General features: G+C 74.1%; 20 protein-coding genes and 1 riboswitch. Of the genes, 14 read left to right on the plus strand and 6 right to left on the minus strand.

The window, feature by feature from the left end; translation table 11 throughout:
• Positions 1-64 precede the first annotated feature (64 nt).
• The gene (locus F9B16_RS20555) at positions 65-832 is read left to right on the plus strand and encodes a sulfite exporter TauE/SafE family protein (protein ID WP_151541723.1); all 768 of its coding nucleotides are present in this window, start codon (positions 65-67) and stop codon (positions 830-832) included.
• A gap of 13 nt (positions 833-845) precedes the next feature.
• Here the strand turns inward: F9B16_RS20555 and F9B16_RS20560 are convergent, their stop codons facing one another.
• Positions 846-2,336 carry a glycoside hydrolase family 15 protein gene (locus F9B16_RS20560; protein ID WP_225991802.1) on the minus strand — a complete coding sequence of 497 codons (1,491 nt, stop codon included), beginning with the start codon at positions 2,334-2,336 and terminating at the stop codon, positions 846-848.
• A 267-nt stretch (positions 2,337-2,603) separates the two neighbouring features.
• Between F9B16_RS20560 and sucC the strand changes: the two genes are divergently transcribed.
• The 3 genes from sucC (at position 2,604) to F9B16_RS20575 (ending at position 6,654) form a co-directional block, all read left to right on the plus strand.
• Complete coding sequence (gene sucC, locus F9B16_RS20565) at positions 2,604-3,782, plus strand: ADP-forming succinate--CoA ligase subunit beta (protein ID WP_151541724.1); 1,179 nt, start codon at positions 2,604-2,606, stop codon at positions 3,780-3,782.
• Positions 3,783-3,784: 2 nt separating this feature from the next.
• Positions 3,785-4,672: a succinate--CoA ligase subunit alpha gene (gene sucD / locus F9B16_RS20570; protein ID WP_151541725.1), complete on the plus strand. Its 888-nt coding sequence runs from the start codon at positions 3,785-3,787 to the stop codon at positions 4,670-4,672.
• A gap of 257 nt (positions 4,673-4,929) precedes the next feature.
• Positions 4,930-6,654 (plus strand): cell division protein PerM, encoded by a 1,725-nt coding sequence (locus F9B16_RS20575; RefSeq protein ID WP_225991803.1) that lies wholly within the window; start codon positions 4,930-4,932, stop codon positions 6,652-6,654.
• Between the two features lie 22 nt (positions 6,655-6,676).
• Here the strand turns inward: F9B16_RS20575 and F9B16_RS20580 are convergent, their stop codons facing one another.
• Positions 6,677-7,162 (minus strand): DUF4190 domain-containing protein, encoded by a 486-nt coding sequence (locus F9B16_RS20580; RefSeq protein ID WP_151541726.1) that lies wholly within the window; start codon positions 7,160-7,162, stop codon positions 6,677-6,679.
• Between the two features lie 106 nt (positions 7,163-7,268).
• Between F9B16_RS20580 and purN the strand changes: the two genes are divergently transcribed.
• The 3 genes from purN (at position 7,269) to F9B16_RS50995 (ending at position 9,946) form a co-directional block, all read left to right on the plus strand.
• Positions 7,269-7,973: a phosphoribosylglycinamide formyltransferase gene (gene purN / locus F9B16_RS20585; RefSeq protein ID WP_151541746.1), complete on the plus strand. Its 705-nt coding sequence runs from the start codon at positions 7,269-7,271 to the stop codon at positions 7,971-7,973.
• Positions 7,970-9,535, plus strand: a complete 1,566-nt coding sequence (gene purH / locus F9B16_RS20590) for a bifunctional phosphoribosylaminoimidazolecarboxamide formyltransferase/IMP cyclohydrolase (protein ID WP_225991804.1) — start codon at positions 7,970-7,972, stop codon at positions 9,533-9,535. The genes purN and purH overlap by 4 nt, the downstream gene beginning before the upstream one ends.
• Positions 9,536-9,769: 234 nt before the next feature.
• Positions 9,770-9,946 carry a hypothetical protein gene (locus F9B16_RS50995; protein WP_192808894.1) on the plus strand — a complete coding sequence of 59 codons (177 nt, stop codon included), beginning with the start codon at positions 9,770-9,772 and terminating at the stop codon, positions 9,944-9,946.
• A 30-nt stretch (positions 9,947-9,976) separates the two neighbouring features.
• Here the strand turns inward: F9B16_RS50995 and F9B16_RS20595 are convergent, their stop codons facing one another.
• A complete protein-coding gene (locus F9B16_RS20595; protein ID WP_151541728.1) occupies positions 9,977-10,570 on the minus strand; it encodes a GNAT family N-acetyltransferase in 594 nt (197 codons plus the stop codon).
• Positions 10,571-10,664: 94 nt separating this feature from the next.
• Positions 10,665-10,750: riboswitch (ZMP/ZTP riboswitch) on the plus strand.
• A gap of 46 nt (positions 10,751-10,796) precedes the next feature.
• Here F9B16_RS20595 and F9B16_RS20600 point away from each other — a divergent pair.
• Positions 10,797-11,645, plus strand: a complete 849-nt coding sequence (locus tag F9B16_RS20600; protein ID WP_151541729.1) for a bifunctional methylenetetrahydrofolate dehydrogenase/methenyltetrahydrofolate cyclohydrolase — start codon at positions 10,797-10,799, stop codon at positions 11,643-11,645.
• 298 nt (positions 11,646-11,943) lie between these two features.
• Here F9B16_RS20600 and F9B16_RS20605 read toward each other — a convergent pair whose 3' ends face one another.
• On the minus strand, positions 11,944-12,684 hold the full coding sequence (locus F9B16_RS20605; RefSeq protein WP_151541730.1) for an FHA domain-containing protein: 741 nt from the start codon (positions 12,682-12,684) through the stop codon (positions 11,944-11,946).
• 282 nt (positions 12,685-12,966) lie between these two features.
• Between F9B16_RS20605 and F9B16_RS20610 the strand changes: the two genes are divergently transcribed.
• From F9B16_RS20610 to F9B16_RS20630, 5 genes are all read left to right on the plus strand, one after another.
• Positions 12,967-13,395: a DUF3017 domain-containing protein gene (locus tag F9B16_RS20610; protein ID WP_151541731.1), complete on the plus strand. Its 429-nt coding sequence runs from the start codon at positions 12,967-12,969 to the stop codon at positions 13,393-13,395.
• A gap of 139 nt (positions 13,396-13,534) precedes the next feature.
• Positions 13,535-14,752: an NADP-dependent isocitrate dehydrogenase gene (locus F9B16_RS20615; protein WP_151541732.1), complete on the plus strand. Its 1,218-nt coding sequence runs from the start codon at positions 13,535-13,537 to the stop codon at positions 14,750-14,752.
• A gap of 376 nt (positions 14,753-15,128) precedes the next feature.
• Positions 15,129-16,118, plus strand: a complete 990-nt coding sequence (locus F9B16_RS20620) for a malate dehydrogenase (RefSeq protein ID WP_151541733.1) — start codon at positions 15,129-15,131, stop codon at positions 16,116-16,118.
• Between the two features lie 134 nt (positions 16,119-16,252).
• Entirely contained in the window at positions 16,253-18,022 is a 1,770-nt protein-coding gene (locus F9B16_RS20625) for an HSP90 family protein (protein ID WP_151541734.1), read from the plus strand.
• Positions 18,019-20,739, plus strand: coding sequence for a hypothetical protein (locus F9B16_RS20630; protein ID WP_151541735.1), 2,721 nt, complete (start codon positions 18,019-18,021; stop codon positions 20,737-20,739). Before F9B16_RS20625 ends, F9B16_RS20630 begins: the two co-directional genes overlap by 4 nt.
• Positions 20,740-20,746: 7 nt before the next feature.
• Here F9B16_RS20630 and galK read toward each other — a convergent pair whose 3' ends face one another.
• Together galK and galE are read right to left on the minus strand one after the other, a co-directional pair.
• Complete coding sequence (gene galK, locus F9B16_RS20635; protein ID WP_151541736.1) at positions 20,747-21,892, minus strand: galactokinase; 1,146 nt, start codon at positions 21,890-21,892, stop codon at positions 20,747-20,749.
• Positions 21,889-22,842 (minus strand): UDP-glucose 4-epimerase GalE, encoded by a 954-nt coding sequence (gene galE, locus F9B16_RS20640; RefSeq protein WP_151541737.1) that lies wholly within the window; start codon positions 22,840-22,842, stop codon positions 21,889-21,891. Before galE ends, galK begins: the two co-directional genes overlap by 4 nt.
• A gap of 186 nt (positions 22,843-23,028) precedes the next feature.
• Between galE and F9B16_RS20645 the strand changes: the two genes are divergently transcribed.
• On the plus strand, positions 23,029-23,966 hold a 938-nt coding region (locus F9B16_RS20645), incomplete at its 3' end, for a hemolysin family protein (RefSeq protein ID WP_151541738.1).

Genomic DNA, 23,966 nt, shown 5'->3' on the forward strand with positions numbered 1-23,966 from the left:
GGCGGCGGGACACCCCGGGGCGTTATGGTCATACACTGAACACCCCTTACCCCCGGGAGCTCCCGTGCACGCCGAGCAGGTGCTCGTCATGCTGGCCGCCGCCACCTCGGCCGGCTGGGTCGACGCGGTGGTGGGCGGCGGCGGGCTGATCCAGCTGCCCGCGCTGCTGCTCGTCAACCCCGGCCAGCCCGTCGCGACCGCGCTCGCCACCAACAAGCTCGGCTCGATCGCGGGCACCACCTCCGCCGCCATCGCCTACGCCCGCAAGGCCAAGCCGGACGTCCGGATCGCCGGCCCGGCCGCCGCCCTCGCGGTGTGCTGCGCCGCCGGCGGCGCGCTGTGCGCCGCGGCGATCTCGTCCGACGTGCTCAAGCCGGTGATCATGGTGGTGCTGCTCGCCGTCGCCGCGCTCGTGGTGCTGAAGCCGGACCTCGGCCGCGCCCCCCGGCTCGTGCTGCGGACCCGGCGCCGGATCGCCCTCGCGATCGTCGTGCCCGGCGTCGCGATCGCCTTCTACGACGGGCTCGTCGGCCCCGGGACCGGGACGTTCCTGGTCATCGCGTTCACGACGCTGCTCGGCCTGGACTTCGTCGATGCCTCCGCCACCTCGAAGATCATCAACGCGGGCACCAACCTCGGCGCGCTCGTGGTGTTCGCGGCGCAGGGCCACGTGCTGTGGGCGATCGGGCTCGGCATGGCCGTCTGCAACGCCGTCGGCGCGCAGCTCGGCGCCCGGATGGCGATCAGCCGCGGCACCGGGTTCGTCCGGATCGTCCTGCTGTGCGTCGTCGCCGCGCTCGTGCTCAAGATGGGCTACGAGCAGTTCGCCTGACCCACCGGACCCGTCAGGACGCGGGCGGGACCGGCAGCGGCGTCCGCAGCGCCGACAGCGTCAGCAGGACCAGCGAGTCCGTCCAGCCCAGCGGCGCCACGCCCGCCTGGCGGCCCGTCGGCCCCACCTTCTCCGGCAGCGCGCCCAGCGACGTCCGGTGCGCCGACAGCCAGCCCAGCCGCGCGATCGCCTCGCCCGTCCGCCCGCCCGCCGCGGCCGACAGCCCGAACAGCGCGGTCTCCGGCGTCCACGCGACGTCCGGCGCCCCCGACCAGCTCTCGCCCGGCAGCACGCCCCCGTTCGGCAGCGCCTGCCCGCGCTCGGCGGACGCGATCGCCCCGTTCACGGCCTGGTCCGCCGGCGCGAACGGGGGCGCGATGAACGTCACGGACGTGTCCATCAGCCCGTCCTGCACGGGCGAGCGCGGATACCCGTAGGGCGCGAACTGCCGGTCCAGCGCGTCCGACACCCGGTGCGCCGCCGCACGCCACCGCGCCGCCTCGGCGCCCTGGCCGTAGCCCTGCGCGAGGTCCGCCGCCGACCGCAGGCCCGCCAGCACCGGCCCGACCACCCCGAGCGTCGGGCGCCGCGGATCCTGCTCGCGGCCGTGATCGCGTTCCCAGTAGTCGGACGACGGGGGCGGCAGGCCCTCCGTGTCCAGCGACTCCGCCAGATGGTCGGCGGCGCGCTGCACCATCGGCCACAGGCCCGGCAGGTCGTCGGCGCCCGGGTTCTCCGTCCGGTACAGCCAGCTCGCCCACAGCACCCAGCCCAGCGAGTCGAGCTGCGGCGCCCGGCCGTCCGTCACGGCCGTGCCGTCGGCGTTGTAGCGCGCGGCCCACAGGCCGTTGCCGGTCTGGACCCGTCCGAGGAACCGCAGGATACGGCGCGCTTCCGACGGATGGCCCGTCACGCTGAACGCGGCGGCGGCGAAGGCCGAGTCGCGCGGCCACGAGTACCGCCACGCCCCATACCAGGACGCCAGCGACGCGCCGTTCGGCGGCGTCAGCAGCCGCAGGTCCAGCAGCGCGCGCGCCGCCATGTCACGGAAACCCGAGTCCGCCGGGCCCTCCGGGACGGTGCCGGACGCCAGCCACGTGCTGTCGGACCGCACCGCCTGCGCCACCCGCGGGTCGTCCGCCGCGACCGTGATCGGCGCGTCCCCGCCGGACGGGACCAGCAGCACCCGCCCGTCCGCGAGCCGCACCGCCGAGCTGTCCGGCAGGTAGGAGGCGCCGTCGGCGTCCTCCGGGTCCAGCGGGACGCCCGCGAACGGCCATCCGCCGCCGCCCACCAGGCCCGGGCTCACCCAGCCGGGCGCCGACGGCTCCGGCACGTTCGCCCCGGCCACGGCGACGAGCGCGGCGACGACGAGGAACGCGGCGGCGCGGCGCCGCAGGCGCCGGGTGCGCCGCGCGGGCGACGTCCCGCCGCCCCCGGCGGGGACGCCTCCGTGGGGCGCGGGCACGGCGCCGGCGCGCACGTCCCCCCGCTGCTGCCCCATGGGCGTCGTCTCCCCCCTGGCCTCACCCAAGTACATCAAACTACGCCAATCGCCTCATCGTCGTGAGGAGCGTACGCGCCCGCCGCCGCACCCTCCGCACCTGCGGTTTCCGGACTCGGGGCGACAAATGGACCCGGCGGCGGCAGCACGGACCGGGGTTGACTAGGCTGCATCGACGGAGCGGACCGCGGAGTGCCGGCCGCACGGACACCCGTGTACCCCCACTCGCGTGGTCATCTGGCTGTCGATCCGTTTAAGGACGCCCTCGTGGACCTGTTCGAACATCAGGCGAAGGAACTCTTCGCCGAGTACGGGGTACCGGTGCCCACCGGCAAGGTCGCCTCGACTCCCCAGGAAGCGCGCGCCATCGCGGAGGAGCTGTTCTCCGCGGGCAGCAAGAAGGTCGTGGTCAAGGCCCAGGTCAAGACCGGCGGCCGCGGCAAGGCCGGCGGCGTGAAGCTGGCCGACACGGCCGACGAGGCCGAGGCCCTCGCCGGGCAGATCCTCGGCATGGACATCAAGGGCCACACGGTCCACCGGGTCCTGGTCGAGGAGGGCTCGGCGATCGCGCAGGAGTTCTACTTCTCGTTCCTGCTCGACCGCGCGAACCGCACCTTCCTGTCCATCTGCTCCGTCGAGGGCGGCGTCGAGATCGAGGAGGTCCCGCACGACCGCCTCGCGATGGTGCCGATCTCCCCGCTGACCGGCGTCGACCGGACCAAGGCCCGCGAGATCGCCGAGCAGGGCCGGCTGCCCGAGGAGGCGCTCGACGGCGCCGCGCAGCTGATCGAGCGGCTGTGGGCGGTGTTCACCGACGAGGACGCCACGCTGGTCGAGGTCAACCCGATGATCCTCACCGCCGACGGCCAGGTGAAGGCCCTCGACGGCAAGGTCTCCCTCGACGACAACGCCGGGTTCCGCCAGGAGCACGACAAGCTCGAGGACAAGGCCGCGGCCGACCCGCTGGAGGCGGCGGCGAAGGCCAAGGACCTCAACTACGTCAAGCTCGACGGCTCCGTCGGCATCATCGGCAACGGCGCCGGCCTGGTCATGTCCACGCTGGACGTCGTCGCCTACGCCGGCGAGGAGTTCGGCGGCCAGAAGCCCGCCAACTTCCTCGACATCGGCGGCGGCGCGTCCGCCGAGGTGATGGCGAACGGCCTGGAGATCGTGCTGTCCGACGCCGACGTCAAGTCGGTGTTCGTCAACGTCTTCGGCGGCATCACCGCCTGCGACGCCGTCGCCAACGGCATCGTCTCCGCCTACAAGCTGCTGGCCGACCGCGGCGAGGCCGTCGACCGGCCGCTCGTGGTCCGCCTCGACGGCAACAACGCCGAGCTCGGGCGCAAGATCCTGACCGACGCCGGGCTGACCGGCGTCCAGCAGGTCGACACCATGGACGACGCGGCCAAGCGTGCCGCCGAACTCGCCGCGGCAGGTGCATGACAATGGCCATCTGGCTCACCGACAACAGCAAGATCATCGTGCAGGGCATCACCGGCTCCGAGGGCTCCAAGCACGGCCGCCGCATGCTGGCCGCCGGGGCGAAGGTCGTCGGCGGCGTGAACGCCCGCAAGGCCGGCACGACCGTCGACTTCGACGGCACCGAGCTGCCCGTCTTCGGCACCGTCAAGGAGGCGATGCAGGAGACCGGCGCGGACGTGTCCGTCGTGTTCGTCCCGCCGAAGTTCACCAAGGACGCCGTCGTCGAGGCGATCGACGCCGAGATCCCGCTCTGCGTCGTCATCACCGAGGGCATCCCGGTGCACGACACCGCCTACTTCTGGGCGTACGCCGAGTCCAAGGGCAACAAGACCCGCATCATCGGGCCGAACTGTCCCGGCATCGCCTCGCCGGGCAAGTCCAACGCGGGCATCATCCCGGCCGACATCACCACGCCGGGCCGCATCGGCCTGGTGTCGAAGTCGGGCACGCTGACGTACCAGATGATGTACGAGCTGCGCGACATCGGCTTCTCCACCTGCGTCGGCATCGGCGGCGACCCGATCATCGGGACCACCCACATCGACGCGCTCCAGGCGTTCCAGGACGACCCGGAGACCGACGCCATCGTGATGATCGGTGAGATCGGGGGCGACGCCGAGGAGCGCGCCGCCGCCTACATCGAGAAGAACGTCACGAAGCCGGTCGTCGGCTACGTCGCCGGGTTCACCGCCCCCGAGGGCAAGACGATGGGCCACGCCGGCGCGATCGTGTCCGGCTCCGCCGGCACCGCGCAGGCGAAGAAGGAGGCCCTGGAGAAGGTCGGCGTCCGGGTCGGCAAGACCCCGAGCGAGACCGCCGTCCTCATGCGGGAGATCATGAAGAACCTCTGATCGCCTGATCAGGCACCGAAAGACGCCCGAGCCGCCTGTGGCGGCCCGGGCGTCTTTCGTCCTCGCGGGGGACGGCGTCGGGGCCGACAAAGGCGACACGCCGGGCTGAGGGCCGGGGGCGCGCGGGGGCGGGGTGCCAGCATGGGCGGGTGAGCGACGTGAGGCCGGGACAGCGCGTGACCCCCGAGGCGGCGAGGGACCCACGGGCGCGGCGCCGCGAGGACGCCCCGCGCCCTGCGAAGGCACGGGGCGGGCCCGTGGCGCCCCCGCCGGGGAACGGCCGCCCGCTGTACGTGACGGGCCTCGTGGCGGCGCTGTGGTGCGTCGGGATCGGGCTCACCGTCCTGACGACCGTGACGCTGCTCGGCTGGGTCGCGGCGCCGAAGACCGCGCTCGGGCACGGGCTGTCCGGGGTGTTCCGGACGGCCGTGAACTTCTGGCTCGTCTCCCACCACGCCGGGTTCTCCTACGGGCACGGCCGGGTCGGGCTGCTGCCGCTGGGCGTGCTGGTGCTGCCCGGGGCGCTGCTGTACCGGGGCGGCGCCTGGATGATCCGCGGGCTCGGGCTGCCGCTGCGGCCGCGGGTCGCCGTGGTGCGGGTGGCGGCGGCGCTGGCCGTCCCGTACGCGCTGCTGGCGATGCTGATGGCGCTCGCGGTGTCGGCGCCGGAGGTACACCCGTCGGCGTGGCAGGCGCTGCTCGGCTGCCTGCTCGTCGCGGTCATCGCGGGCGGGCTCGGCGCCGCGCGGGCCGTGGTCGCCGCGCAGGTCGCGGCGGAGGCGCGCGGGCGGCGCGTCCGGTCCGGGCTCGGTGCGCTGCTGCGGCTGCTGCCGGACCGGCCGCGGTCGCTGGTGATCGGTGTCGCCGGGTCCGTCGCGGTGCTGGCGGCGGCGGGCGCCGTCCTGGTCGGCGGGTCCCTGGCGCTGCACACCTCCGAGTCCGACCGGGTGTACGACCTGCTCGCGCCCGGGATCGTCGGCGGCGTCCTGCTGCTGCTCGTGGAGCTGGCGTTTCTGCCGAACGCGGTGATCTGGGGGATCGCGTACGCGGTCGGGCCTGGGTTCGCGGTCGGCGCCGGGACGAGCGTGTCGCCCACCGGCGTGTTCCTGGACACGGTCCCGGCGTTCCCGCCGCTCGCGGCGCTGCCCGAGGCGGGTCCCGCGCCCGCGGTGTCGCTGCTGGCGCTCGCGGCGCCGTTCGTCGCGGGCGCGGTCGGCGGCGTCCTGACGATCCGGACGATGCCGAGCGCGACGTCGGAGGGCGCGCCGCTGTGGGGCTTCGTGTCCGGGACCCTGACCGGCGCCGTCGTCGCGCTGCTGGCGGCGCTGTCGGGCGGCCCGCTCGGCGGCGGGCGGATGGCGACCGTCGGCCCGTCGGCGTGGCAGGTGGGGCTGCTGGCGGCGCTGGAGGTCGGGATCTCCGCGGCGATCGCGGCGTGGGCCGCGAACTGGCGGATCATGCGGCGGCCGGAGGGGGCCGACGAGACGCCCGCCCGCGCCCGCAAGCGCAAGAAGCGCAAGAAGGCCCAGGCGCGGCGGGCGGCGGCGCGTCTTCCGGAGACCCGGCTGCCGGAGACGGCGGTGCCGCCGCCCGCGCCCGTCCTCGACGAGCCCCGGGCGGCTTCCGAGGAGCCGCCCGCGCCGCGTCCCTCGCCGTACGCGCCCGACCCGCTGGAGTTCGAGGAGGCCGAGCCGGTCCTGGCGCCGCGCAGGCCGCGCGGCCGCGGCCGCGTCCCGGACCCGCTGCCCGAACTGATCGCCGACGAGCCCGCCCCGGCCGGGCCCGAACCCGAGCCCGAACCGGCGCCGAGGGAGCCCGAACCGGCCGAGCGGGACGGCAAGGTCGTCCTCGAAGGCCACATCGTCGAGGACCCCGAGCCGGAGCCCGACCCCGAGCCCGTCCCGCCGCCGCGCGAGGACCCCGAGCGCACCGAGAACCGCGGCGGCGCGATCTACGTCCTGCGCGAGGAGCCCCGCGACTGAGCCGCGGCGCGCCGCGCGCGGGTCAGAAGTAGTCCCCGTACTTGTTCATGCTGCCCGCGGGGGCATGGAGCTTCTTCTCGATCTTCGGGTAGTACTCGTGCTTGCAGGCCGTCTTGTCGATGCCCGTGTTCGCCGCGCCGAGGCAGTCCTGGTAGCCGCTCAGCTCCGGCCACAGGTACGCCGTGGACGCCACCGCCAGCACGGCCAGCCCCAGCCCCACCGAACCGAGCACGATGCCCGGCACGGCGCCGGGGGCGATCACCCGCGCCGCGCGCGCCTGCCGCCGCGCCCGGATCCCGATCACCAGGGCGGCGACTCCCACCACCAGCCCCAGCGGGTAGAAGAACAACGAGGTCACCAGGGCGGCGACGCCGAGCCACATGGCCCGCCGTCCGGCCTGCTCCGCCGACTGACGCCCCGGCGGACGGCCCGAGGGCCCCGGCGGCGGCCCCGCCGGATCCCGCCCCTGCTCGACGGGGTGGGCCGGGCGTCCCGGCTGCTCGCTCACGTCCGCTTCCTCCCAACCGTGGATTCAACCGCGCCGAACAGGGCCGATAGGCTGCATGCCGAATGCCGACAACCCCACCGTCCACCCCACCGTCCACAAGGGAGTCATGGTGTCCGCCCGGCTCGTCGTCCTCGTCTCCGGCGCGGGGACCAACCTACAAGCGCTGCTCGACGCCTGCGCAGATCCAGCCTACGGGGCGAAAGTGGTGGCCGTGGGCGCCGACCGCGAAGGGATCGGCGGGACCGAGCGCGCCGAGCGCGCCGGGCTGCCCGCGTTCACCCTCCGCATCCCCGACTTCCCCACCCGCGCCGAGTGGGACGAGGCCCTCGCCGCCGCCATCGCCGAATACGAACCCGACCTGGTGGTGTCCGCCGGGTTCATGAAGATCCTCGGCCCGGCGGTGCTGGCCCGGTTCGGCGGCCGCATCGTCAACACCCATCCCGCGCTGCTGCCCTCGTTCCCCGGCGCGCACGCCGTACGGGACGCCCTGGCGTACGGGGTCAAGGTCACGGGCTGTACGGTTCACTTCGTCGACGAAGGAGTGGACACCGGACCCGTCATCGCCCAGGAGACCGTTCCCGTGGGCTGGCATGACGACGAGGACTCCCTGCACGAGCGCATCAAGCAGGTGGAGCGCCGGCTCCTGGTCGACGTCGTCGGGCGGCTGGCCCGCGACGGCTGGACCACGCGGGGGCGGCGGGTCTCGATGAAATGCAGAACCTGCGGCGACGGCACGTCCGGCGGCGCCGCGCCGGACGGCGGAACGTCCGGCAGTCCAGGTCAGACGGAACGAGGGGAGCTCGGCCGGTGAGTCGGGTGGCGATCAAGCGCGCACTGATCAGCGTGTACGACAAGACCGGGCTGGAGGAGCTGGCCCGGGGCCTGCACGAGGCCGGGGTGGAGATCGTCTCCACCGGGTCCACGGCGGGCCGGATCTCCGCCGCCGGGGTGCCGGTGATGAAGGTGGAGAAGCTCACCGGGTTCCCCGAGTGCCTGGACGGCCGCGTCAAGACCCTGCACCCGAAGGTGCACGCCGGCCTGCTCGCCGACCGGCGCAAGGACGACCACCTGCAGCAGCTCGACGACCTGCACGTCGAGCCGTTCGACCTGGCCGTGGTGAACCTGTACCCGTTCGCCGCGACCGTCGCGTCCGGCGCCGGGCCCGACGAGTGCGTCGAGCAGATCGACATCGGCGGCCCGACGATGGTCCGCGCCGCCGCGAAGAACCACGCGTCCGTCGCCGTCGTCGTCGACCCGTCCGCGTACGGGGACGTCCTCGACGCGGTGAAGGCGGGCGGTTTCACGCTGGAGCAGCGCCGCCGCCTCGCCGCCCTCGCCTTCAAGCACACCGCGTCGTACGACGTCGCCGTGGCGTCCTGGTTCGCGAGCGAGTACGCGCCCGACGAGCAGGCCGCCGAGACGCAGTGGCCCGACTTCATCGGCGCCACGTGGGAGCGGTCGAACGCGCTGCGGTACGGCGAGAACCCGCACCAGCGCGCCGCCCTCTACCGGGTGCCGGGCGAGACGGGCCTCGCGGGCGCCGAGCAGATCTACGGCAAGGAGATGTCCTACAACAACTACGTGGACACCGACGCCGCCCGCCGCGCCGCCTACGACTTCACCGACCCCTGCGTCGCGATCATCAAGCACGCCAACCCGTGCGGCATCGCGGTCGGCGCCGACATCGCCGAGGCGCACCGGCTCGCCCTCGAATGCGACCCCGCGTCCGCCTACGGCGGCGTGATCGCCGCGAACCGGCCGGTCACCGCCGCGATGGCGGAGCAGATCACCGGCAGCTTCGCCGAAGTCGTCGTCGCCCCGTCCTTCGAGGACGAGGCCGTCACCGTGCTGAAGAACCGGTTCAAGAACACTCGGCTGCTGATCTGCCCGGACGCCCCCGGCGGCGCCACCGAGTCCCGCCGGATCGACGGCGGGCTGCTCGTGCAGACCGTCGACCGGGTCGACGCGCCCGGCGACGACCCGTCCGGCTGGGACCTCGCCTGCGGCGACGCCGCCGACGAGGACACCCTCCGCGACCTCGCGTTCGCCTGGCGGGCCGTCCGCGCCGTCAAGTCCAACGCGATCCTGCTGGCGTCCGGCGGCGCCACCGTCGGCGTCGGCATGGGCCAGGTCAACCGGGTCGACTCGGCCCGCCTCGCGGTCGCCCGCGCGGGCGAGGAGCGGGCGCGCGGCTCGGTCGCCGCGTCCGACGCGTTCTTCCCGTTCCCGGACGGCCTCGAAGTGCTGATCGAGGCCGGCGTCAAGGCCGTCGTCCAGCCGGGCGGCTCGATCCGCGACGAGCTGGCGATCGAGACCGCGAAGAAGGCCGGCATCACCATGTACTTCACCGGCACGCGGCACTTCTTCCACTGATCGGAACGGTCCGGGCCCGGCGCGACGTCCACCGTCGCGCCGGGGGCCGGGGGTGGGACCCGGACCCCCCGGGGCCATGCATCCCACCCGCCGGCCCCCCCCGGCCCGGGCGCCCCCCCCCCCCCCCCCCCGGGCCCGGACTTTGCACCCTTCATCCGCAGGTAGCCTCTGGCTGGCCGCGCCCCCCTGGAACGTCCCGACCCCCGGCGCGATCGCCCGCCGAGGGAGGCGCACATGGACTCGCTGACGACCTTCCTGGTCGCCCATGTCGGCCAGGCCGACGCGCTGCTGATGGAGTCGCGGCAGGTCATCGGGCTCGTCGCGGCGGTGCTCGCCGCGATGCTCGCCGGGCAGCTCGGCTGGCACGGCACCGACCGGCTCCTCGCCCGCCGCGAGCGCGCCGACGACTAGCCCGGCCCGACCCCCATCACCGGGCAGGGGCTAGCGCAGCTTCGCGCGCAGCGCCTTGGACGCCTCCGGCCAGTCGTCGTCGGTCATCGCGTAGGCGGCGGTGTCGCGGATCGACCCGTCCGCGAGGACGCGGTGCTTGCGGTGGATCCCCTCGAACGACGCGCCGAGCCGCTCGATCGCCGCACGCGACCGCTCGTTGCGGATGTGGGTGTGCCATCCCACGCGGATCGCCCCCAGGTCGTCGAAGGCCCGCTGGAGCAGCAGCAGCTTCGACTCGGTGTTGAACCCGGTCCGCTGCCAGCGCGCGCCCAGCCAGGTGTGCCCGATGCACAGCCCCCGGTCATGCGGCGCGATCTCGTAGTACGACGTGCTCCCCGCGACCTCTCCCGTCGCCACGTCGACCTGCGCCCACGGCAGCCGGAGACCGCGCTCGCACCCGTCCCGCGCCTTCTCCACCCAGCCGCGCATGGCGTCCACGCTCGCCGGCTGGTGCTCGCTCTTCCACGTCCAGATCGACGGCTCCTTCGACGCCTCGAACAGCCCGTCGACATGGTCGAGGGAAAGGGGCTCAAGACGCACATAACGCCCGGTCAGCACCGGGCGGTCAAACCACTCGTCGCTCATGGCGTCCACGCTAGGGCGGGCCGCTGAGCGCCCGGCAGGGCCACTTCACGGCGATTTCCGCGAGCCACTCGCCGCCCCCGGGGCGGCTACCATGGGGTTTCGACGCGACTGGCGCGGTCAAGGTGGATCACCACCGGGGAGCGAACGACAGTCCGGACACCGCGCGCCTGGGTGGACGGGACCTCGAGCCGGGCTCGGTCCCTGGCGAGACACCGCGGAGGCATGCATGACCGCACAGATTCTGGACGGCAAGGCGCTGGCCGCCGAGATCCGCTCCGACCTCAAGCGCCGCGTCGAGGCGCTCCGCGACCGCGGCGTGTCCGTGGGGCTCGGCACCGTGCTGGTCGGCGACGACCCCGGCAGCCACTCCTACGTCAACATGAAGCACCGCGACTGCGCCGAGGTCGGGATCGAGAGCATCCGCCGCGACCTGCCCGAGACCGCGTCCCAGGCGGACGTCGAGCAGGCCGTCGCCGAGCTCAACGCCGACCCCGCCTGCACCGGCTACATCGTCCAGCTCCCGCTCCCCAAGGGCCTGGACGAGCAGCGCGTCCTGGAGCTGATCGACCCCGCCAAGGACGCCGACGGCCTGCACCCGACCAACCTCGGACGGCTCGTCCTGATGCAGCCCGGCCCGCTGCCCTGCACCCCGAAGGGCATCATCGAGCTGCTCCGCCACTACGACGTCCCGCTCAAGGGCGCCGAGGTCACCGTCGTCGGCCGCGGCATCACCGTCGGCCGGTCCCTCGGCCTGCTGCTCACGCGCCGTAGCGAGAACGCCACCGTCACCCTCTGCCACACCGCCACCCGCGACCTCGCCGCGCACACACGGAACGCCGACATCGTGGTCGCCGCCGCCGGCGTCCCCGGCCTGATCACCGCCGGGATGGTCAAGCCCGGCGCCGCCGTCCTGGACGTCGGCGTCTCCCGCGTCGACGGCAAGCTGACCGGCGACGTCGCCGCCGACGTCCGCGACGTCGCCGGCTGGGTCGCGCCGAACCCCGGCGGCGTCGGCCCCATGACCCGCGCGATGCTGCTGCAGAACGTCGTCGAGGCCGCCGAGCAGTCCGCCTGACCGGCGCCTGGAACGGAGCGCCGGCGGAGCGGAAGGCGTCGGCCAGGCGTGCTCTTGCCGGGGGTGTGGGGGGTCGTCCCCCCACCTCGATACTGACCCGGCCCCCGGACATGCGTGAGGGCCGCCACCGACACCCTTGGTGGCGGCCCCTCCGCACTACTCGGAGAGCCCGGTCCGGCCGCCGCCCGGACGGAGCCGCGCCGTCACTTGCGCGACCCCGCTCGGGCGGGCCTGGCGATCGCCCTCATTGCGCTGCCGGTAAGGGCGACCGCACGTCCGGCCCGGCCGGTCCGGCATCTCAGCTGGCCCGGCGGCTCGCCGCGGTGTGCGCGGCGCGGGCCGGGCCCGCCGGATGGCCGGGGCCGTGTCCAGGCGACCCCGGCCTGCGCGCCTCCGCCGGGCTCCGCATGCCCGGTGGACGCCCGTCGATCGGGGCCCGGCCCTGCTGCGGCACGTGCACCGGCGGCAGCGGCCGGACGAGGCCCATCGCGATGACCTCGTTGGCCAGCCGGGTGCGCCGGTTGGCGCCCTCCGGGATCCGGAACTTCTGGTAGAGCCGCAGCAGGTGCTGCTTCACCGCGGCCTCGGTCACCACCAGCTCTCCCGCGATGTCGCGCGCCGTGGCGGGGGCCACGAACGCCTCGTCGGACAGGGCGGGACGGCACAGCGCGGTCAGCACGTCGACCTCGCGGCGGGTGAGCTCGGGGGCGACGGCACGCCGCAGCTCGACGTCCGGGTCGACCTCCTCACGGGGGATGCCCCCCATCCGGCAGCGCGCCGTGCCGAAGCTCACGACGTCACCGTCCTCCAGCACACGGCGGGCGATCGGCCGGCCGTTGACACGGGTCCCGTTGCGGGACAGGCCCATGTCGACGACGTAGACGTACGGGCCGCGCCGCACGATCTCGGCGTGCAAACGGGACACACTCGGGTCGTCGAGGCGGATGTCGACTCCTCTCCCTCTCCCGACCGTCGTTACGTCGGGGCGCAGCGGCACCACCAGCCCGCTGTCCTCGATCCGCATGAACGGCCCCTCCACGGCAGTCCTCCCAGCTAGTTAGCGACCCCTGTCTGCCGGGTTACCCGGCCGGACCCCCGCCACACCCTCCTACTGGCGAGTAGCACCGATGGCGCAAGGCATTCGGGGCTCTTCGCCACCAGCCGGACCGGGTGCGTTTCCGTCGCCGGCGCACAAGTCCGGCCGCCGATCCGGAGGAACGATCACCGGACCCCTCACCCGCCGCCGAACCGGCCGCCCCGCCGCGCCGCGATGTCGCGCCGCGATGTCGTGCCACCCGCCGATCGGCATTACCGTGGACCCATGAGCACGCAGGTGCACCGGCGCCGGCGCAGGGCGCCGCGCGGCAAGAGCGCCGCCCCGCAGTGGCTCGCGCGGCTGCCGTACCTCATCGTGCTCAGCGGCGTCGGCGGCGGCCTCGCGCTCTGCGCCCTCAACTACTTCCGCAAGGGCTCCGGCCTGATGGCGGCCGCGCTGCTGTTCGGCGCGCTCGCCCGGCTGCTGCTGCCGGAGTCCCAGCTCGGCCTGCTCGCCGTCCGCAGCCGCCAGATCGACTGCTGGACGCTCGTCATCCTCGGCGAGATGGTCGCGTTCGTCGCGCTCAGCATCCCCCCGATGAACAAGACCGGGCTCATCGGCGCCGGCGCGTTCGGGGTGCTGATCGCCCTGGTCATGGCGGTCCGCGGGGTGCGGCTGCTGCTCGTCCGGCGCCGGGACGGTTCGCCCGGCTAACGATGTTTCCGCAGGTCGGCGGGGGTGCGGCCGGTCTCGCCAGGAGCCCAGGTCTAGACCGCGTCCGGGCCTCGGCTAGCCTTGCCAGTTGAGCCTTACAAGGACTGCTGGCCAGGTGTAGGAAAGGGACAGCAACAGCATGCCCAAGATCAAAGTAGCGGGCCCGGTCGTCGAACTCGACGGCGACGAAATGACGCGGATCATCTGGAAATTCATCAAGGACCAGCTGATCCTGCCCTATCTCGACGTGGACCTGAAGTACTACGACCTGGGAATCGAGCACCGTGACGCCACGGACGACCAGGTCACCATCGACGCCGCGAACGCCATCGCCGAGCACGGCGTCGGCGTCAAGTGCGCCACCATCACCCCCGACGAGGCGCGCGTCGAAGAGTTCGGCCTGAAGAAGATGTGGCGTTCCCCCAATGGAACGATCCGCAACATCCTCGGCGGCGTGATCTTCCGCGAGCCCATCGTGGTGTCGAACATCCCCCGCCTGGTCCCGGGCTGGACCAAGCCGATCATCATCGGCCGCCACGCCCACGGCGACCAGTACAAGGCGACCGACTTCGTGGTCCCCGGCCCCGGCAAGGTGACGATCACCTACACGCCCGACGACGAGGGCGAGCCGATGGAGTTCGAGATCGCCTCCTTCCCGGGCGGCGGCGTCGCCATGGGCATGTACAACTTCGACGACTCGATCCGCGACTTCGCCCGGACGAGCATGCGGTACGCGCTGAGCCGCGAGATGCCGCTGTACATGTCGACGAAGAACACGATCCTCAAGGCCTACGACGGCCGGTTCAAGGACCTCTTCCAGGAGATCTACGAGACCGAGTTCAAGGCCGAGTTCGAGGCCAAGGGCCTCACCTACGAGCACCGGCTCATCGACGACATGGTCGCCGCCGCGCTCAAGTGGGAGGGCGGCTTCGTCTGGGCCGCCAAGAACTACGACGGCGACGTGCAGTCCGACACCCTCGCGCAGGGCTTCGGCTCGCTCGGCCTGATGACCTCCGTCCTCATGACGCCCGACGGCAGGACCGTCGAGGCCGAGGCCGCGCACGGCACGGTGACCCGGCACTACCGGCAGCACCAGCAGGGCAAGCCGACGTCGACCAACCCGATCGCGTCGATCTTCGCCTGGACCCGCGGCCTCGAGCACCGCGGCAAGCTCGACGGCCAGCCCGAGGTCATCGACTTCGCGCGCAAGCTGGAGGCCGTCTGCGTCGAGACCGTCGAGTCCGGCCAGATGACCAAGGACTTGGCGTTGTTGGTGGGCGGGGACACCCCCTGGCTGACCACGCAGGGCTTCCTGGAGGCGCTCGACACCAACCTCCAGAAGAAGATCAACGCCTGACCAGCATGATCTGACTGTTAGCATTCATTTGAATGCTCCCCGCGCATGCGGGGATGGTCCCGACCTTGCGCTGCTCGTCGGGGACGACACACCGTGCTCCCCGCGCACGCGGGGTTGAGGAGTCGGCCCCGCTTCGGCGGGGGTGAGGCCGTCCCGGGTTCGTCCCGGGGCGGCCTTTTGCGTTCGCGGGGTGTGAACCATGCCGGGGCGGGCACCTGGCGCATGACGGGCGGGCGGCGCGCGATAGCCTGACGTCGGAAATATCTCGACGGCGAGAGAACCCGTGCGGCGGGACCGGTTCCCCGGGCGCTCTTCGGCGGTCGGGTTCGAAGGATGGCCGCCTGAGCCCCGTCAGGTCACAGCAGGAGAAGGACGCATGACGCGCACCCCAGTCAATGTCACCGTTACCGGCGCCGCGGGCCAGATCGGCTACGCGCTGCTGTTCCGCATCGCCTCCGGGCACCTGCTCGGCGCGGACGTACCCGTCCGCCTGCGGCTGCTGGAGATCCCGCAGGCGGTGAAGGCCGCCGAGGGCACCGCGATGGAGCTGGACGACTGCGCGTTCCCGCTGCTGAGCGGCATCGACATCTTCGACGACGCCACCAAGGCGTTCGAGGGGACGAACGTGGCGCTGCTCGTCGGCGCCCGCCCGCGCACGAAGGGCATGGAGCGCGGCGACCTGCTGGAGGCCAACGGCGGCATCTTCAAGCCGCAGGGCGAGGCGATCAACGCCGGCGCCGCCGACGACGTCAAGGTGCTGGTGGTCGGCAACCCGGCCAACACCAACGCGCTGATCGCGCAGTCGCACGCGCCGGACGTCCCGGCCGAGCGGTTCACCGCGATGACCCGCCTGGACCACAACCGGGCGCTCGCGCAGCTGTCGAAGAAGGCGGGCGTGTCCGTCGCCGACATCAGGAAGATGACGATCTGGGGCAACCACTCCGCCACCCAGTACCCGGACGTGTTCCACGCCGAGATCGGCGGCAAGAACGCGGCCGAGACCGTGAACGACCAGGCGTGGCTGGAGAACGACTTCATCCCGACCGTCGCCAAGCGCGGCGCCGCGATCATCGAGGCGCGGGGCGCGTCGTCGGCGGCGTCGGCGGCGTCCGCGGCGATCGACCACGTCCACACCTGGGTGAACGGCACCGCCGACGGCGACTGGACGTCGATGGCGGTCGTGTCGGACGGCTCCTACGGCGTGCCGGAGGGCCTGATCTCCTCGTTCCCGGTCACCACCAAGGACGGGAAGTGGGAGATCGTCCAGGGCCTGGAGATCGACGACTTCTCCCGGGCGCGGATCGACGCGTCGGTGAACGAGCTGGCGGAGGAGCGCGACGCGGTCCGCAAGCTCGGCCTGATCTGACCGGCCGTACCCGTACGCACCGGCGAGCCCCGGACCTTCGCGGTCCGGGGCTCGTTCGCGTCGAAATTCCCGCGAACGTGTCGGCACCGGTCGTTAGGGTGTGATCGCTTCGAAGGCGACGGGGAGGGACGCGGGTGGCGGATCAGGCTTTCCAGGTGGATCTGCGCGGGGTGGTGGATCTGCTCAGCCGCCATCTGTACGCGAGCCCGCGGGTGTACCTGCGGGAGCTGCTGCAGAACGCGGTGGACGCGATCACGGCGCGCGGCGGGGGCGGCGGCCGGGTGGTGATCGAGACCGGCGGCGGGGCGCTGCGGGTACACGACGACGGCGTCGGCCTGACGGCGGACGAGGTGCACACGCTGCTGGCCACGATCGGCCGGTCGTCGAAGCGGGACGAGCTGGGGTTCGCGCGGCACGACTTCCTCGGCCAGTTCGGGATCGGGCTGCTGTCGGGGTTCCTGGTGGCGGACGAGATCGAGGTGGTGTCGCGGTCGGCGCGGGGCGGCGACGCGGTCCGCTGGACGGGCCGGTCGGAGGGCGGCTACCGGGTCGAGCCGGGCGAGCGCGACGAGCCGGGCACGACGGTGACGCTGCGGCCGCGTCCGGGGTCGGCGGAGCTGCTGAGCGCGCCGGTGGTGGCGGAGCTGGCCCGCACGTACGGGTCGCTGCTCCCGATCGAGCTGGTCGTGGACGGGGTCGCGGTCACGGGCGACGGCCCGCCGTGGCGGGCGTCCTACCCCGGTCCGGCGGCGCGGCGGCGCGCGCTGGAGCGGTACTGCGAGGAGCTGTACGGGTTCACGCCGTTCGACGTGGTGGACCTGGAGGTGGCGGAGGCGGGGCTGTCCGGTGTCGCGTTCGTCCTGCCGGAGCCGGTGTCGCCGACGGCCCGCGCCGCGCATCGCGTCTACCTGAAGCGGATGCTGCTGGCGGAGAGCGTGCAGGGGCTGCTGCCGGAATGGGCGTTCTTCGTCCGGTGCGTGGTGGACGCGGGGGAGCTGCGGCCGACGGCGAGCCGGGAGGCGCTGTTCGAGGACGAGCTGCTGGAGTCGGCGCGGGAGGGCCTCGGGGAGGTGCTGCGGCAGTGGCTGGTGCGGCTGGCGGAGACCGATCCGCCGAAGCTGCGCGCGTTCCTGCGGCTGCACCAGCTCGGCGTGAAGGCGATGGCGCTGCACGACGACGCCATGCTGCGGATCGTCGACCGGTGGATGGAGTACGAGACCTCGGCGGGCCCGATGACGCTGCACGAGTTCCGGCGGCGGCATCCGGACGGCCGGTTCACCGGGAGCGTGGAGGAGTTCCGGCGGCTGTCGGCGGTGGCGGGCGCGCAGGGCGTCGGCCTCGTCAACGGCGGCTACGTACACGACACGGAGATCATCGAGCGGCTGCCGGACCTCGACCCGGACGTCCGGCTGACCAGGCTGGACGCGGCGGAGCTGACCACGACGTTCGGCGTGCTGGATCCGGCGGCGGAGCTCGCGCTGCGGCCGTTCCTGGCGACGGCGCAGCGGGCCGTGGAGCGGCTCGGCTGCGAGGTGGTCGTCCGGGACTTCGATCCGGCGTCGCTGCCGGCGCTGTACCTGACGAGCCGGGACGCGCAGTTCCGGGAGGAGCTGTCGCGGGCGCGGGAGGAGGCCGGCGAGCTCTGGGCGGACGTGCTCGGCGCGGTCGGTGCGACGACCGGGGTGGAGCGGCCCCAGCTGGTGCTGAACTACCGCAATCCGCTGACGCGGCGCGTCACGGCGCTCGGCGCGGACGGGCCGGTGGAGCCGGCGGTGCAGGCGCTGTACGGGCAGGCGCTGCTGCTCGGGCACCATCCGCTGCGTCCCGCGGACACGGCGGTGCTGAACCGTTCGTTCATCGGCCTGCTGGAGTGGGCCGTCCACCCCCCGGAGGCGGGCCAGTGAGTATCGACGACGTGTACGCGCTGATGACGCGCGCGCAGGAGCTTCCGTACGGGGAGGCCCGGACCGTCCTGGTGGAGGACGCGCTGCGCCGCGCGGAGGAGGCCGGCGACGAGGTGCTCTCGTTCCGGGTGCGGGTCCGGCTCACGGACGCGTACCAGTTCGGCGGCGAACCGGCGAAGGCGTTCGCGACCTTCGGGCGGACGCTGGCCGAGCACGACCGCGACCCCGGCCGGTTCGACGAGCCGCTGGTCCTGCTGTGGCAGATGAAGGCGGTGGTGAGCTCCCTCACGAAGTTCCCGGAGATCCCCCTCGACCGGACGCGCGCGGTGCTGGACGACATGGAGCGCCGCTACCGGGCGGGCGGCCACAGCCTCCAGGCGGTGTACCGGCGGCGGCACATCGTGGCGCGGCATCTCGGCGATCCGTCGGCGGACGAATGGTTCGCGAAGTGGCGGGCGGCGCAGCGGGATCAGCTGTCGGACTGCGAGGGCTGCGACCCGACCGGGATGGTGGCGCATCTCGCGGACGCGGGCCGGTACGAGGAGGCGGCGGAGATCGCGGCGCCGGTGCTGGCGTCCGAGCTGTCGTGCAAGGAGCAGCCGCAGGGCATCCAGACGGCGATGCTGCCGGTGTACCTGCGGACGGGCCGTCCGGAGGCGGCGGCCGACGCGCACCGCCGCGCGTACCGGGCGCACCGGCGGCAGATCGCCGACCTCGGGGACATCGCCGATCATCTGGAGTTCTGCGCGCTGACCGGGAACGACGCGCGCGGCCTGGAGATCGTGCAGCGGCATCTCGGGTGGCTGGACCGGGCGCCGCACGCGCACGCGGAGATGATGTTCGCCGCCGCGGCGGCCGCGGTGCTGGGCCGGGTCGCGGCGTCCGGGCGGGACGGGGTGACGGTCCGCCGCCCCGCGTCGGGCGGGCGTCCGGCGGCGGACGTGCCGGTCGCGGAGCTGCGCGCCGAGCTGGAGGGCCGCGCGACGGACCTCGCGGCGCGGTTCGACGCCCGCAACGGCACGTCCCACCAGGGCGGCAAGGTGCGGGCGCTGCTGGCGGCCGAGCCGGTCTTCGGGTTCGTCCCGCTGGCCGCCCACCACCGCCGCCCGTCCCCGGCCCCCGCGCCCGAGCCCGCTCCGCAGGACGACGGCATCGCGTCCATCGACGACCTCGACGACCTCGACGCGCTGCTCGCGATCGCCGACGAGCGCCGGACCAGCCGCGACATCCCGCGCACGCTCGCCGCGTGGCGGCGCTTCGACGCGCTCGCCGAGACCGCCGCGCCGACGCCGTTGCAGAGCGCCCGGCGGCTGGACGGCCGGGGCGTCGAGCTGGCGATGGACGGTGACCGAGAGGGCGCGGTCGCGGCGTGGGAGGAGGCGTCGCGGCTGTTCGCGGAGCTGGGCGAGGAGGCGGAGCGGCACCGGGTGATGAGCCGGCTCGGGGCGCTGCGGTTCGAGCTGGGCGACGAGCGGGGCCTGGCGGAGATGGTCGCGGCGGCCGATCATTTCACCGCGCACCCGGGCGAGGAAGGTGCCGCGACGGCGGCGCTGTTCCGGCTGGCGGAGGCCCACCTGGACCGCGGCCGGCCCGCCGACGGGCTCGCCGCGCTGGACCGGGTCGTCCCGGACGACGCCCCCGACCGAGCCGGCGAGCTGTGGTTCCTGCGGGGCCGCGCGCTGCTGGAGACCGGCGACGAGAACGGCGCGGTCGCGGCGCTGCGCCGCTCGGTCGCGGAGGCCCGCGCGTCGGACGACCCCGGCACGGTCGCGACGCCCGCGCTGCTGCTCGCCCAGATCCTCGTCCGGCGGCCCCCTGCGGAGGACGGCACCGGTCCGGCGACGGAGGACGGCTCCGGCCCTGCGGAGGACGGCACCGGCCCGGCGGGGGAGGCGTTCGCGCTGCTCGACGAGGTGATCGGCCTGCTGCGCGAGCCGTCGCCGATGCGGGCGATCGCGCACACCGAGCGGGGGCTGGCGCTGCTGTCGGCGGGGCGCGCGGCGGACGCGGTCGCCGATCTCGCCGAGGGGGTCGCGGCATGGACGGCGGAGGGCATGCAGGAGCAGGCCGTCCGCCTGCGCGTGGACCTCGCGGCGGGCTACCTGGAGGCCGGGCGGCACCTGGAGGCGGCGGAGGCCGCCGAGGAGGCGCTACCCGGGCTCGACGAGGGCGACGCGCGCCGCTGCCGGCTGATCCTCGCCCACGCGCAGAAGGGCATGGGGGAGGAGGACGGGGCGGACACGTTCGCGTCCCTCGCCGAGACCGCCGTGAAGGACGGTGAGCCGGGCGCCGCCGCGCATTTCCTGGAGGAGGCGGCCGAGATCCTCACGAACCTGGACAAGGACGCCCTGGCCGCCGAGCGTTTCGGGGAGGCCGCCGACATGCACGGTGGCGCGGGCGACCCGCAGGGCGCCGTCCGGGCGCGCCGCCGCGCCGCGATGTGCCACCTGTGGAGCGGGGAGCCAGAGCAGGCCGTCACGACGGTGGAGGCGGCCCGCGCCGCCCTCGACGCCCTGCCGGACGGCCCGCCGCGCACCTGGGAGACCGCGCTCGTGTCCTACGACCAGGCGCGCATCCTCGCGCAGACGGGGCGTCCGGCGGACGCGGAGCCGCACGCGTCCGCCGCGGTGGACGGCTTCCGGTCCCTGGGCGAGACCGGCCCCGCCGACCAGGCCGCCGCCCTCCTCGCCGACATCAGGTCGGCGCCCCAGGAATGACGCCGGCCTAGGCCAGGCGGCGGGCGCCGGCGGACGGGACGGCGTCGAGGAACTCCGGCGCCGTCCAGCCGCGCTTGGCGTAGGCCGCGGCGATCGCGTCCCGCACCCGGCCGGCGCGGTCGGCCGCGGTCAGCACGATCACCGACCCGCCGAACCCGCCGCCGATCATGCGGCCGCCGCGGGCGCCCGCGCGCAGCGCCGCGTCGACGGCGGTGTCGGCCTCCGGCCAGGAGATCTCGAACTGGTCGCGCAGCGACAGGTGCGAGGCGTTCAGCATCGCGCCGAGCTCGCCGGCGGCCCCGGCGCGCAGCAGCCCGACGGACGCCTCGACGCGGTGGTTCTCGGTGACGACGTGCTGGACGCGGCGCCGCAGCACCGGGTCGCCGAGGCGGCCGAGCGCGCCCGCGAGGTCCTTGACGTCGCGGAGCGCGTCGACGCCGAGCAGCGCCGCGGCCTCCTCGCATTCGGCGCGCCGCCGCCCGTAGTCGCCGCCGGTGAGGGCGTGGGAGGCGCGGGTGTCGACGGCGAGGAGCGTCAGCCCGGCCTGCGACGGGTCGAACGGGACCTGCGCGGACAGGCCGCTGCGGCAGTCGAGCATCAGCGCGTGGCCGGGTGTGGCGAGCAGCGACGCGGACTGGTCCATCAGCCCGCACGGCATGCCGACCTGCTCGTTCTCGGCGCGCTGCGCGAGCCGGGCCAGCTCCGGCCGGTCGATCTCCACGCCGTACAGGTCGCAGAGGGCCAGCGCGGTCGCGCACTCCAGCGCGGCCGACGACGACAGGCCCGCGCCCTGCGGCAGGTCCGAGTCGATCAGCAGCGACGCGCCGCCGGTGCCGCGCTCGCGCAGCACCCGCGCCATGCCGACCGGGTAGGCGGCCCAGGACCGCTCGGACGGCCAGCCCTCGGAGACGACCGTCCCGCCCTCGACCGGGGCGGTGACGGTGCCGTCCGCCTGGAGGGAGCGGACCTCGACCACCCCGTCGTCGCGGCGCGCGGCGGCGACCGACACGCCCCGCGACAGCGCGAACGGCAGGACGAGGCCGTCGTTGTAGTCGGTGTGCTCGCCGATCAGGTTGATCCGCCCGGGCGCGTGCCAGACCCCTTCGGCGGCGCGCCCGAACGCCTCGCCGAAGGCGGTGCGCAGGCCGGTCATCGCGAGCGCAGGAAGGTCCAGGCGTCCGACACCATGGCGCGCAGGTCCCGCTCCGGCTTCCAGCCGAGCTGCGACTGGATCTTGTCCGAGGACGCGATCAGCACCGCCGGGTCGCCGGGGCGGCGCGGGTGGACCTCGGCCGGGATGTCGCGGCCGGTGACCTCGCGGCACACCTCGATGACCTCGCGGACGGAGTTGCCGGTGCCGCTGCCGAGGTTGAAGATCTGGTGGGTGCCGGGCTCGCACGCGTCCAGCGCGAGCAGGTGGGCGCGGCCGAGGTCGGCGACGTGGATGTAGTCGCGGACGCAGGTGCCGTCGGCGGTCGGGTAGTCCTCGCCGAACATCTTCACCGCCTCGCCCTGCCCGAGCGCGACCTTCAGCACGTTCGGGATCAGGTGGGTCTCGACGGTGTGCCGCTCGCCCTGCGTGCCGTAGGCGCCGGCGACGTTGAAGTAGCGCAGCGAGACGCCGCCGATGCCGTGCAGCCGCGCGTACTCGGCGAGCGTGGTGTCGATCGCCAGCTTGGACGCGCCGTACGGGTTGGTGGGCCGGGTCGGGTCGGTCTCCAGGATCGGCGTCGACTCCGGCTCGCCGTAGCAGGCGGCCGTGGAGGAGAACACGATCCGCGGGACCCCGGCGGTCCGCATCGCCTCCAGCAGCGCCAGCGACTCGCCGAGGTTCTTGTCCCAGTACAGGCCCGGCTTCTCGACGGACTCGCCGACCAGCGACTTCGCCGCGAAGTGCAGCACGGCGTCGAACCCGGCGCCGCCCAGCACCTCGGCGGCGGCGCCGCGCAGCGTGCCGCGCACCAGCCGCGCCCCGGCGGGGACGGCGTCCTCGTGCCCCGTGGACAGGTCGTCCAGGACGACGACCTCGTGGCCCGCCTCCAGCAGCAGTGCGGAGACGACGCTGCCGATGTAGCCGGCGCCTCCGGTGACGAGCAGCTTCACGTACGGACCTCCCGGGAAGACAACAGGACGGCGGGGTGCCGTCCAGGCTATCCGCAACCCCGGCCGCCGAGATCCCGAACCGCCGGCCCGGCCGTCCGGGCCGCCGCCACGGCCGTCCAGGCCGCGGCGGCCATCCGGAGGGCGGGCGGCGGCTATCCGGGGCGCAGAACGGGGAAGGCTGATCCCATGGACCGGACGCCAGGCGGCGAACAGGCGGCCGCTCCGGCGGCGTTCCGGCCGCCGGGACGGCTCGCACGGCCGTTGGTGTGGCTGCTGTCCACCTCGACGGACCTGGTCGTGCGGCTGGCGGGCGGCGACCCGAACGCGCTGCGCGAGGAGCTGACCGCGGAGCGCATGCGCGCCCTCGTGGCGGAGAACACGCAGATCGCCGCCGACGAGCGCGCGCTGATCGAGGAGGTGTTCGCGGCGGGGGAGCGGCCGCTGCGCGAGGTGCTGGTGCCCCGCACCGAGGTCGTGTTCCTGGACGCCTCGCTGCCGCTGGCGGTGGCGGCGCGGGCCGCGGCGGGCAGCCCGCACTCCCGGTTCCCGGTCTGCCGCGGCTCCCACGACGAGGTGATCGGGTTCGTCCACATCCGGGACCTGCTCGTCCCCGAGGACCGGGACGGGGCCGCGCCCGTGGGGGAGCTGGTGCGGCCGGTGAAGTTCCTGCCGTCCTCGCAGCGGGTCCTGCCGGTCCTGTCGGAGATGCGGCGGGAGGGCTGCCACCTGGCGATCGTCATGGACGAGTACGGCGGCGTCGCCGGGATCGTCACCCTCGAGGACCTGATGGAGGAGCTGATCGGCGACATCCGCGACGAATATGATGTCCAGGACGCGCAGGCGCGGCGCCTGCACGGCGGCGTGGTCGAGGTCGACGGCCTGCTCAACCTGGACGACTTCGCCGCCGAGACCGGCCTCCGGCTGCCCGCCGGACCGTACGAGACGGTCGCCGGGCACATCATGGCGGTGCTCGGCCGCGTGCCCGCCGAGGGCGACTCGGTGCCGGCCGCGGACCGGGAGCTGCGGGTGGCCCGGATGGAGGGCCGGCGGGTGGCCCGCGTGCGCGTCACGCCGCGGGCGGCGCCCCAGGCGGCACAGCAGCCGGTCCGGCCGGCGGCGCGGTG

Origin of the sequence: Actinomadura montaniterrae (assembly GCF_008923365.1) — a bacterium.
Lineage (GTDB): Bacteria > Actinomycetota > Actinomycetes > Streptosporangiales > Streptosporangiaceae > Spirillospora > Spirillospora montaniterrae.

Coding starts and splice junctions, on each gene's coding strand:
- F9B16_RS20560 (WP_225991802.1), bottom strand. CDS start 2,336: ATGGGGCAGCAGCGGGGGGACGTGCGCGCCGGCGCCGTGCCCGCGCCC.
- sucD (WP_151541725.1), top strand. CDS start 3,785: ATGGCCATCTGGCTCACCGACAACAGCAAGATCATCGTGCAGGGCATC.
- purN (WP_151541746.1), top strand. CDS start 7,269: ATGGTGTCCGCCCGGCTCGTCGTCCTCGTCTCCGGCGCGGGGACCAAC.
- F9B16_RS50995 (WP_192808894.1), top strand. CDS start 9,770: ATGGACTCGCTGACGACCTTCCTGGTCGCCCATGTCGGCCAGGCCGAC.
- F9B16_RS20595 (WP_151541728.1), bottom strand. CDS start 10,570: ATGAGCGACGAGTGGTTTGACCGCCCGGTGCTGACCGGGCGTTATGTG.
- F9B16_RS20600 (WP_151541729.1), top strand. CDS start 10,797: ATGACCGCACAGATTCTGGACGGCAAGGCGCTGGCCGCCGAGATCCGC.
- F9B16_RS20610 (WP_151541731.1), top strand. CDS start 12,967: ATGAGCACGCAGGTGCACCGGCGCCGGCGCAGGGCGCCGCGCGGCAAG.
- F9B16_RS20615 (WP_151541732.1), top strand. CDS start 13,535: ATGCCCAAGATCAAAGTAGCGGGCCCGGTCGTCGAACTCGACGGCGAC.
- F9B16_RS20620 (WP_151541733.1), top strand. CDS start 15,129: ATGACGCGCACCCCAGTCAATGTCACCGTTACCGGCGCCGCGGGCCAG.
- galK (WP_151541736.1), bottom strand. CDS start 21,892: ATGACCGGCCTGCGCACCGCCTTCGGCGAGGCGTTCGGGCGCGCCGCC.